This is a genomic window from Bariatricus massiliensis (assembly GCF_900086725.1).
Lineage (GTDB): Bacteria > Bacillota > Clostridia > Lachnospirales > Lachnospiraceae > Allocoprococcus > Allocoprococcus massiliensis.
Genome location: NZ_LT574837.1, coordinates 191,305 through 202,221 on the forward strand (window position 1 = coordinate 191,305; position 10,917 = coordinate 202,221).

The window sequence follows — 10,917 nt, forward strand, 5'->3', positions numbered from 1 at the left end:
AATATATCATTCTGCTCCGAAAAGTCAATGTCCAAGCGTGCAAAATCCTCATCGGGACAATCCCGATGAGGACCAAAAATAATTTATTCAGCGGCAGAACCTTTCCAAATCGCAATTCCATATATTACATACCCTACCAAAAACCAACCCGCACATAGAATGATTGCTTTTATCGGCTGCAATAGGAGAAACAAAAGAAGTACAACTACTACCGTCACCGGCAGCATCCGGCCTCCCGGAAGATGAAAATCCTCCCTTGAGCTTTTCATCTGCTTTCTTGCCGCCAAAAGTGTATAAGACAAAAGCGCCACCGTAACCACCATGGCCACGGCTCCCGTGGAGGTTATCTCCGTCACAAACTGCGGAAAACATGCTATCACAGTCACAAGACCTGTTGATAATGTAATAGAAGCCACTGGCGTTTTGGTCTTTGCATTGTATTTCCCAAGAAACGCCGGAAGAAATCCGGTCTGAGCTGCTGCTGCGATGGTATTTGCCACCGACATGATCAGCACCAGCAGCGTAGTAAGCAGCGCCAAGAGTGCCGAAAGTGAAATCAATACGCCAAGCCACCCCACACCGGGAAAGGCTTTATCTATAGCGGCATAGAGCGGGTAATACTGAAGCGAAGGATTGGCTGTAAATTCTTCCGTCCCAATCATTCCTACCGTTGTACCAATTACCAGCAGATACAGTACCGTAGTAAGAGCAATCGACAAAATCATAGCCTTCGGTATGGTCTTCTTCGGCTCATGGATATCGCCGCTCACCGAAACCAGCGTTACGATTCCTCCATAGGCCAGCATGGCATTGGGTATTGCACTGACAAATCCCGCGCCGCCGGCGTATCCTTGTGTGAAAAAGGGTGCAAAATTAGCAGAATCAATGGCCGTAAACCCGAATCCCGAATAGATGAGAAGGATTACGGAAATAGAGACTACCAATATTAAATTTACTTTTCCTACAAAAGAGATATTAAAAATGTTCAGCAATCCACAGGCTGCACAGGCAATTACAGCAGCGAGGACCATATGTTCATTCACTTTAGGAAGGATTCTCCCCAAATAAGTAGAGACATAGATTGCAGAAAAAGCCGCGCCAAAAATCCCTGTATTTAAAAATGCCCACGCACTTGTCCATCCCCAAAATTCCTTAGCTGCCCTTGTCTTCCCCAGTATTTCCCGCGGGTACACATAGAGCCCTCCGGACACCGGGTACATACAGGCAAGCTCTGCCGCTATCAATCCGTATATAAGGAGTATCACGGCCGCCGCTATCCATGTAAGTATGTGCGCCGGTCCGGCCATAGCATAAGTTACTCCCGATAAGGAGAAAATCGCACTTCCAATCATCGCCCCCATCATTATGGTCACACAGCTGACTGTTGTCAATTTGCCTTTTTTATCCCCCATCTCCGCACCTCCTTTTTAATAGGCTTCTGCGAATAATGTACTTGCTCCCGACTGGTTGCCTCCTAGGTAAAAATGTGTTGTCTGTTCAAATCTAAGGCTCTTGTCCGACGGTGGGAAGAATCCCCCGGATTCTTTATTCAGCCGGAAGGTATCACCTCCCACGACACGTTCCACATCCGGTATTACATAAGGCTTCTCAATCGAGCCGCCGCTGCAGATAGCATCCGCCTCCGGCACATCATCCACGAGCAGGATGCCCTCTGTACCGTCCACGCCTCCGAATTCGAAGGTGATGGTAGAGGCTTTGATTCCATGCTTTTCTGCACATTGGATAGTCAGCATACCGTCTGTGGCGGCATTGCCTCCGCCCTCCCACGCCATAATTAGACCATCCGCATCCAGATACTGGGCAATTTTGACTCCGATATTTGCACATCTTGTTTTATGCCAGTTAGAAGGGTTGTGGCTCCTGCAGAAAATAACGCCGCGGAAATTCAATTCCTTTCCATGCTTTCTATATAATTCCAAAAGAATCGGATGATTCACATGAAGATAGGTGGGCACCTTGAAAGCAGGCCATACATAGTTTCCGCTCACTACACATCCGTCCAGCATATCATTTGGATGCAGCAGAGTGGGAACCATATCATCAATAGGCTGGCCGTACAGGTAAGTATTGGAATAAGGCCCTTGATTCTGGCACTGCCATACAAGCACAACATTAGGCAGTTCAGGATTCACTTCATCCACGGAGAATACTTCTCTGGAATCCGGTTCAAGTCCTTTTGTAAATCCAGCAAGATATGTGGATATCTTAATCCCTATCATACGAATTTCATTGTCATATTCAACCGATGACTTATCTTCGGTCAACTGATACAGAATTACTAAATTCACAGTCTGGGAAAATGGTGTGATACCGGCAATCGGCCCGGTCATATCCATAATCGCATCCCTCGGATACAGCAGTCCGCTTGAGGCGCTGGATTCATCCCACGGAAGAGCAGCGCTCTCCATAACCGTGAATCCGTTCAGCACATTTGTCGTGCCTGTCCCGGCCATAACCGGATCTCCAAAAAATCCAGAATACTGCTGCCCCTCCCCGTCCGTTTTTATCATAGGCTGTATGGTGTCAAGGAGATGAATAATCCTGCAGTTTTCACCCGGCCTTACAATCTCGAAATCAATCTCGGACACCGCCTGCATGAGAGAAGACACCTCTTCCTTCAATTCTTCTTTTGCGATAGTAAGCACCCCGTTCTCGAATGCGGTCTTCTCCCCGAACTTTGCGTCCTTAACGTCAAAATACTGTCTGGTCAGCTCTTTTTTCATCTTAGGCATTCTCGCCACCTCCCTTTTCATCATCAACGGTAAAAATCACCGGCTCGGATACGTCCTGAATCAAAGCCTCGATTCCTTTTTCAATAATCTTTCTTCTGTATGCCTTCTCTCTCTCAATTGGGAGTTCCGGATTACCTGACGGTGCAGTGAAGTCGCCTCCGAAAACGATACGGTTAGCGCCTACACTTTGTGCCACTGAAGTAAACGCAGTGATATGAGCATTCGGGATACCTGCCCGGTCAAGCTCCTTTGCCAGCGTTGCACAGCAACGCGTACAAGTGCCTCAAGTGGAGGTCAAAAGCGCAGCCGTCACACCGGATTTTTTTAAATCAGCCGCAATGCGCTGTCCCATCTCCTTACTGTTTTCCACATTGGTTCCCACTCCACAAAGCGTGTAGAAGTATGGGAATACACTCTTGATTACCCCTTCTCGCTCCAATTCCCTCATTTGGTCCAGCGGTACCAGCCTATGTGGGTCATTGCTTGCATCTGTGGTATCGTAACCGCCGTGTATAGACTCATAGACACCCTTGTCCAAAGAATCTAAGTTGCTGATGTCGTATTTACCATAGTTATCCGCAAAGGCTTGTTTCAACTTGTCCGGATTCCCTACCGGCACGAGGCCTCCAGTAGTAATCAGCGCCACGACAGCCTCATTCAACTCCGTCACCTTTGGCGCGGCCGCAACCTGCTCAAATCCTCTGAGCGGAACTTCTGTGGTATAGGGCCGTCCGTTCAGCTTATCGAGAAGCATCTCCACCACCCTCTCGGCCCCCGTTTTTTCATGATATTCATTATATCTGTGCCCTGTGCGGAAATATCCTTCAGTTCTGGCCGGCCCGATTTCTTCTTTTCTGGCCAGCTTCAAGGCAAACTTCGCCATCGGGGGCATTGATTTTCTCATCCCCGCCGCTGTCTCTGTAGTCGGGAATATATAATTATCTTTTCCGTACATTCCAATAGCGGGATTCTCCCACCACATGGCAGTGACAGCCGGTATTCCCAGTTCTCTTCTGACATAATCGCACACCTTGGCGCAAGCCACACCGTAGCGTCCTGCATTAAACGCAGGTCCGGCCACAAACACATCCGGCTGTACCTCCAGAATTCTCTGTCTAAGTTCCCCCAGCATAGCTTCGTATTTCGTGTCCGTATTCACATAATTGTCACCGCAGATAATGGTACGGACTACCTTCATCTCCTCGCCCCACTGGGCTTCTGCGGCCATGGCCGGCCCCTTCGCTCCTTCTTCACAGCTCAAGCCCACATCGGCCATAGCCTCACCGCCGATTCCGGCGTAAAACTGATTGATATAATAAACTGCCTTTAACATACTTTTCTACTCCTCCTTCTATTTTTGTGCCGCATTCTTAATCAGGAAAATGACAACACCTATCAAATACCATACTCCCGCCACGATATAGGCCGTAGTTCCACCGTCTCCAAAATATAACAGCACAAGCGTTATGACAATCACAACGAGTGTAATAATGGGGAACAGCTTGCCGCCGGGAACCTGAAACTCTCCCTTTTCCGGAATCTCTCCGGTTCTCTGTTTCTTCCTCAGCGTCATGAGTGTCACGGAAATAATCGCCACCGTAATCGCAGAACAGATAGAGCCCGCATTGATGATTATGCTGATAAAATCAGGCTTTAAGGACATAATGACACAGATGACGGCCACCGTAGACAGCGCCGCGATTGGCGTGTTCTTCTGTGGATGAATCTCTCCCAATTTTTTCGGCAGGAATCCAGATTGTGCCGTCGCCATAATTGTACGGCTCGCGTCCATAATCATAATGCTCATGTTGGTGGTCAGCGCCAAAAGCGCTGCAAGGGGTACAATCGATACAATCCAGCCCCACTTGCCCGTCATCACGCTGCCGAGTGCGAATGCCAGCGGATAATACTGGGCGTTCGCCGACACCAATTCATCTACCGGCGTCATGCGGAAAGTCGCGAACAAAATGAGACAATAAACAATAACAGTACCCACAACTGCCGTAACAATAATCTTCGGTATATTGTGTTTCGGATTCTCGATCTCACCTCCAAATGATGCCACCGCTATAATGGAACCATATCCGAGCATAGCAATCGGTATTCCCGCAACAACACCGGTAGCTCCCATTCCACCAGAAACAAAAGGTTGCATGTTGGCAGTGTCGCCGTTTACAATACCGAGAATGATATAGATTGCAAGAACAAATAAAAGCGCAAATGTAATCTTATTATGTATTTTACCGAATGCATTGGCACTTCTGGCATTCAGGAACCATGTAAGTGCAATCCATGCGATTGGAATCAGAATCTGCAGAACTTTGCTGTTCGAAACCGCCGGAAAGAAGCTGCCCAGATAGGTGCTGACACAAATTGCGGAAAACGTCGTGCCAAAAATGCTGACATTCAGCCATGACCAAGCCGCAATCCAGCCGGCAAAACTTTTTGCCTTCGGCGTCTTCCCCAAAACTTCATGGGGATAAACATAGACGCCTCCCGATTTCGGGAATGTGGTCGCAAGCTCCGCAATATTCAGCGCATACAGAAGCAGGATAATCCCTGCTAAAAACCATGTGACAAGCGCAGCCGAACCGGCCATTCCATACGTTACCCCCGAAAGGGTAAAAATAGAACTTCCAACCATTCCTCCGATTGCCATCATGATACAGGCCTTGGGTGATAACCCTTTTGTATTATTACTCATAAAAAAACCTCCTACTTGATGACCCACAAGCAGGAGGTTTCAGAATTTTACGTGCACTTAACTAGAGACTATCCAAATAGTCCCTTCCATAAGGAGGCGCGCCTACTAAGACCAGCTCTCCGCCCTTGTCTCTTGTAAATATCACGTGTTCCTTCTCGGAAGGGAATATCACAGAATCCCCTTCCTTCAGGATATACTTTTCTTCTTCCACTATTACAACCACCTCACCTTTGGTGACCGTAATGAATTCCTCCCCATGCGGGTGTTTATGAATGTGTCTCTGTCCTTTTTTGGGAGTATTCGGAGGGAGCGTGACAAACGTAATCTGCATATTTTCTGCATCTTCTGATGAAATAGCCTGAAAGACAATTCCATCGTCGGTCACGAGACTGCTCCGCTCTTTCTTTCTGATCAATATATTTTTCCGCTCCGTCTTCTCCAAAAAATGAATCATGTCAATATCAAAATACTCCGCAAGCTTCTGAAGATTGCTGATGGAGATAGAATGCTTGTTGTTCTCCAGTTCTGACAGATACGAATAACTCATTCCCGTATCCTCGGCCAGCTTTTCAAGCGTAATATCTCTTATCTTTCTAAGTTTGCGTATTTTCATTCCAATATCTAAATCATTGCTGCTATTTTCTCCCATTTGATTACCCCTGACTGTTATTTCCTTTTCATTTATATTTCCTGTTTCTTCCAAATACCTAATTATAACTTATATATGTAAGAAAGTAAATGAAAAAGTCAAACTGCCTCTGATAACCCCCTAAAACGGAACGCTGCCATCCTTTGTATCAAGGAAAATAGTCTTGGAAATCATATATTTCTTAATGCCGGCCACGCCGATACCAGACTGTTTCCATCCAGTTCCCGGTGATTCTGCCATAGCTTTAGAGAAGTAAGAATTCACATAAATCTGACCGCCTTTGATGGCCTGCGCCACTCTCAGTCCCCGCTTTATGTCTTTTGTAAAAACACCTCCGGCCAGACCGTACTTTGTGCCGTTGGCAATCTTAAGGGCTTCTTCCTCCGTATCAAAAGGAGTCACGCAAAGTACCGGCCCGAAGATTTCTTCTTGGAAAATCCGCATTTCCGGCGTCACGTCGGCAAACACCGTAATCGGTACAAAATTGCCCTTTGCAAGTTCCGGATCGGTGTATGGGGTGCCGCCGCAAATCAATCTGGCCCCTTCTGCTTTCCCGGATTCAATATACTTCCATACTTCGTCACAGTGCTCTTTGTGAATCAGTGGTGCAAGTGTGACCTTCGGGTCGAATCCGTCTCCCGGCACTGCGCTCTCACATTCCACTTTCAGCTTTGTAAGAAATTCCTCATATATAGAGCGCTGAAGAATAAGTCTTGTGCCTGACACACACACCTCTCCCGAATTGAGGGTGAATGCGAATTTTGCCCATTTCACAACGTCATCCACATCTACATCCTCAAATACGATATTCGGGCTTTTACCACCAAGCTCCAGTGCGATATCTTTGACAGTTTCATTGGAGGCAGCAATAATCGCCTTCCCGGTGTCTGTTCCACCTGTCATGGCAACCATATCTACATCATCACTTTTTACAATGGCATCCCCTACTATCCGTCCGGAGCCGGTGACAACATTGACTACTCCTTTAGGGAAACCTGCGTCCAGCAAAAGCTCTGCAAACATCAGCATCGTAAGTGATGCCCAGGAAGAGGGCTTCACGATACAAGTATTGCCGGCGGCAAGGATTGCCCCAAGTTTCTGGCACCCCATCATAAAAGGCCCGTTCCACGGAAGAATCTCGCCTACTACGCCGTGAGGATACCACTGTACCATATTCACAGTATCATGATCTATCGGAACAATCTCACCTTTCATACATCTGGCCACACCCGCAAAATATTTCAATGCGTCTACCGATTTGTCACCGTCAAAGTAATATGCGCTTCCATATAGTTTTCCACATTCTAAAGCCTCGACTGCCGCAAATGCTTCCAGACGCTCCTGCAAAAGCTCCGCGGCCTTGTAGAGCAGATCTGAACGTTCTCTGCAGGACATCCTCCCCCACGGTCCGTTGTCATAAGCTTCTCTTGCCGCTGCAATAGCTGCGTTGGTCTCTTTTGTACCTGCCTTGTAGATTACGGCAAAGGGCTCATTGTTCACAGGGTTAACAGCCTCAAATGTGTCCTCAACTTCCGGCGTTACTCTCTCACCATTAATAAACAACTGGTATGGCTCTTTTCTGATGTAATCCATCGGATTCATAAAAATACCTCCTTCTTTCTGTACCTTAGCTCTCATCATCCAAAATATATTATTTTTCGAATGTTTTATCTAATCCATATGTTATTCCGACTTATCGTTTTTGTCAATATATTTATCGTTTCTTTCTATTTTTTGTATGTTTTTCACAATAAGTCATCTTTCGACATGCGTTTTTGCGTGTTTATTTTATGTATTTTTATTATTTTTTCTAAAAAATTGAGCTTGTACTCTTCTATTTATCCTTGTTTTTTCCGATTTTTGATATTATTTCACAAATCATTCTATTTTTAGAATATTTTATTGACTTTATTTGTTCCTGATGCTATAAAGAAACTATAACCAGCCGGACTCATGCCGGCAGAGATTTCCGAAATATTTTTTAGGAGGAATGCAGATGAACAATTTCAGCAAAATATGTATGCCCACGATAATATGCGGGAGGGGCTCCCTATCATTTGTCACTACATTAGAAAAAAAGAAAGTCGCTGTCTTAGGTTACAGCGACCATGTGAGAGAACTGGCAGAACACATTTTCAAAGATTCAAAGACCGAGGTGCTTTATGTCGCCACCATCAACCATGAACCTCTGGTAAGTGATATCTATGACAATCTCGGGCAAGTGGCAGACTTTCAGCCGGACATGATTCTTGCCGTCGGCGGAGGAAGTGTTATGGATGTGGCTAAAGGCCTCCACCTGTTCTATGAAAACCCACAGATGTCTTTTGATGACAGCCTGAAGCCCTTCTCGCTCCCTGTTCTAGGAAAAAGGGCCGTTTCTATCCATGTGCCCACCACCAGCGGTACAGGTTCAGAGACTTCTTCAGCGGCAGTATTTATCGACAGCGAAACACAGGTCAAAAAGCTTTTATTATCTAACACCCTTATTCCTCATTACGCGGTCCTTGACCCGGACCTTACCGATCAGCTTCCCAGCACTGTACAAACAGCCACCGGATTAGACGCCTTGTGCCACGCAATAGAATCCACGACCGCCAAGAACGCGAATCTATTCACCAAGGCAGTCGCCACTCAGGCCGCTCTCGACATTCTGGAATACCTCCCCATCGCGGCCAACGACTCTGCCCCCGTGAATCTTCGCATGACCGCAAAAGAGAAATTACATATGGCGGCGACAATGGCAGGAATCGCAATCACCAACTCTTGTACGGGAATTGTCCATTCCTACGACCATCCCGGCCCGGCATTCGGCCTGCCCCACGGCACAGTATGCGGCATTATGCTGTCCCACTCCATGGAACTGATTGGTCCCACCGAAGAATATGCAGCTATCGCTAAACGGCTGGGATACAGCGGAGACACGGCCCAGCTTTCCCGTCATCTCATCCGTCATATACAAGAGTTCAACCGCCGCCTCGGCATCCATAACAACTTTCAGGATGCCGGAGTCGGAAAGGATGCTTATTTTCAAAATGTGCCTGTCTGGGCCGAAATTTCCATCCCGGCCTTTGCTACCCAGATGTCACCTGCGGATATGGATATAGAAAAAGGAGAGCGTTTCTACGAGATGTGTTATTACGGCAGCAACTAGTCCCACAAGAATTGTCCTTTTAGTTAAATCATAGTATAATTAACATAACCCTTACATGTCTTTTGTTCAAAGAAAGCTGGGAATATGATGAATATACAAAAGATTTTAATCACCGGCGCGACCGGGACTATGGGGCTGGAATGTCTGAAACAGCTATCGTCAGATTTAGATATGCTTCATCTCATCATTTCTGCCCGCGACTCTTCCAAAAACCGCATTGCCTTAAAAGACTATATCAATCTGGATGCCGTCACAATAAAATGGGGAGACCTTACAGACTATTCCTATGTGAGAGAATGTGTGAAAGACGCAGACATCATCCTTCACATCGCGGCCTTCGTCTCCCCTGCTGCCGACTACAATCCCAAGAAAGCAATGCAGATCAACTACGGCTCTACCCGCAACCTGCTCCGCGCAGTCCGGGAGAGCGGGCGTGAGAATGAAACACGTTTTGTATACATAGGTACTGTGGCGGAGACCGGCGAACGGCTGCCTCCCATACACTGGGGCAGGGTCGGAGATCCCATCAAGCCAAGCATGTTCGATTACTACGCCGTCTCCAAGGTGGCAGCCGAGCGTCTGGTCATCGAATCAGGGCTCAGATATTGGGTAAGTCTGCGCCAGACCGGTATCATCGGCCCGGCCATGAGCCGTATCTGGGACGCCATTATGCTCCACAATTGTTTTGACAATGTTTTAGAATATGTGTCCGACCGGGATTCCGGCAGACTCCTAAGAAACCTGTGCGTCTTTGAAATCAATCAAAGCCTCAGTTCAAGTTTTTGGGGACATATCTACAATATCGGAGGCGGCGAGTCGTGCCGTATCGATACCTATCACTTATACCAAAACTCCTATGGTATGATGGGCATATCCAATCTGAATCGTGTCTTGAATCCCAAATGGCAGGCCACCCGCAATTTTCATGGACAATATTATCTCGACTCCGGCAAGCTTGAGAATTATCTTCATTTCCGCCATGATTCCATCCAATATTTTTACGACTGCTGTCTCAAGGAATTTGAAGCCGCCGCGTCCCTCGCAATGACGCTTGGACGGCTGCCGGGCGGCCAGAGGCTGCTCTGTTCTGTACTGCGCAGGAAATTCAAAAAATTAGCGCTCACGGAACATGGAACACTTTCTTATTTGAATCAAAATAGGGAAGATTATATTGAGGCTTACTGGGGAGGCCGGAAAGCTTGGGAAACGCTTCCCGATTCTCTGGACGATGTGAGCCATTTCACAGACTGGGACAACGTGATTATCTTGGACCACGGCTACAACGAAAGTAAGCCCGAAAGTGAGTTGAACTTAGAAGATATCAGACAGGCTGCCGAATTTCGGGGCGGCAGATGCCTGTCCAGTGAAATGGAGACAGGGAATTGGACACAGAAGCTTACGTTTTCCTGCGCCTTTGGGCATACATTTGAAGCCAGTCCAAGACTGGTTCTGGAGGGTGGACACTGGTGCCCGGTGTGCGAGAGGACAAGCTGGAATTATGGAGAGCGGGCAAAGAGAGATCCCTTCTTCGCCCAAGTGTGGACTCCCCTGCACCAAGCGGAGGAATTGAGGGAGTATCCGAAAGTGGTATCCGAATTGGATATTGATTAAATATAGACCGTTTTTCTGATTTATAGCACGAAAGTGGAGCGCTGCTTCA

At 47.1% G+C, this 10,917-nt stretch carries 8 protein-coding genes; 2 read left to right on the forward strand and 6 right to left on the reverse strand.

The annotated features are described in order from the left end of the window. Positions 1–83: 83 nt before the first annotated feature. From BN6465_RS06995 to BN6465_RS07025, 6 genes are all read right to left on the reverse strand, one after another. On the reverse strand, positions 84–1,412 hold the full coding sequence (locus BN6465_RS06995; RefSeq protein WP_066733161.1) for an APC family permease: 1,329 nt from the start codon (positions 1,410–1,412) through the stop codon (positions 84–86). A gap of 15 nt (positions 1,413–1,427) precedes the next feature. Further along, a complete protein-coding gene (locus tag BN6465_RS07000; protein ID WP_066733163.1) occupies positions 1,428–2,753 on the reverse strand; it encodes a glycine/sarcosine/betaine reductase component B subunit in 1,326 nt (441 codons plus the stop codon). Beyond that, positions 2,746–4,086: a glycine/betaine/sarcosine/D-proline family reductase selenoprotein B gene (locus tag BN6465_RS07010; RefSeq protein ID WP_154670213.1), complete on the reverse strand. Its 1,341-nt coding sequence runs from the start codon at positions 4,084–4,086 to the stop codon at positions 2,746–2,748. Before BN6465_RS07010 ends, BN6465_RS07000 begins: the two co-directional genes overlap by 8 nt. 18 nt (positions 4,087–4,104) lie before the next feature. Further along, positions 4,105–5,457 (reverse strand): APC family permease, encoded by a 1,353-nt coding sequence (locus BN6465_RS07015; RefSeq protein WP_066733167.1) that lies wholly within the window; start codon positions 5,455–5,457, stop codon positions 4,105–4,107. A gap of 61 nt (positions 5,458–5,518) precedes the next feature. Beyond that, a complete protein-coding gene (locus BN6465_RS07020; protein ID WP_066733168.1) occupies positions 5,519–6,106 on the reverse strand; it encodes a helix-turn-helix domain-containing protein in 588 nt (195 codons plus the stop codon). A gap of 120 nt (positions 6,107–6,226) precedes the next feature. Beyond that, positions 6,227–7,708: an aldehyde dehydrogenase family protein gene (locus tag BN6465_RS07025; RefSeq protein WP_066733170.1), complete on the reverse strand. Its 1,482-nt coding sequence runs from the start codon at positions 7,706–7,708 to the stop codon at positions 6,227–6,229. Between the two features lie 394 nt (positions 7,709–8,102). Here BN6465_RS07025 and BN6465_RS07030 point away from each other — a divergent pair, with 394 nt between their 5' ends. Further along, complete coding sequence (locus tag BN6465_RS07030; protein ID WP_066733172.1) at positions 8,103–9,257, forward strand: iron-containing alcohol dehydrogenase; 1,155 nt, start codon at positions 8,103–8,105, stop codon at positions 9,255–9,257. Positions 9,258–9,341: 84 nt separating this feature from the next. Then, positions 9,342–10,868 carry an NAD-dependent epimerase/dehydratase family protein gene (locus BN6465_RS07035; RefSeq protein ID WP_227183615.1) on the forward strand — a complete coding sequence of 509 codons (1,527 nt, stop codon included), beginning with the start codon at positions 9,342–9,344 and terminating at the stop codon, positions 10,866–10,868. Positions 10,869–10,917: the final 49 nt, after the last annotated feature.

What these genes read in the sequence shown, in the direction of transcription:
- BN6465_RS06995 (WP_066733161.1), bottom strand. Translation starts at nt 1,412, where the DNA reads ATGGGGGATAAAAAAGGCAAATTGACAACAGTCAGCTGTGTGACCATA.
- BN6465_RS07000 (WP_066733163.1), bottom strand. Translation starts at nt 2,753, where the DNA reads ATGCCTAAGATGAAAAAAGAGCTGACCAGACAGTATTTTGACGTTAAG.
- BN6465_RS07015 (WP_066733167.1), bottom strand. Translation starts at nt 5,457, where the DNA reads ATGAGTAATAATACAAAAGGGTTATCACCCAAGGCCTGTATCATGATG.
- BN6465_RS07020 (WP_066733168.1), bottom strand. Translation starts at nt 6,106, where the DNA reads ATGGGAGAAAATAGCAGCAATGATTTAGATATTGGAATGAAAATACGC.
- BN6465_RS07025 (WP_066733170.1), bottom strand. Translation starts at nt 7,708, where the DNA reads ATGAATCCGATGGATTACATCAGAAAAGAGCCATACCAGTTGTTTATT.
- BN6465_RS07030 (WP_066733172.1), top strand. Translation starts at nt 8,103, where the DNA reads ATGAACAATTTCAGCAAAATATGTATGCCCACGATAATATGCGGGAGG.
- BN6465_RS07035 (WP_227183615.1), top strand. Translation starts at nt 9,342, where the DNA reads ATGATGAATATACAAAAGATTTTAATCACCGGCGCGACCGGGACTATG.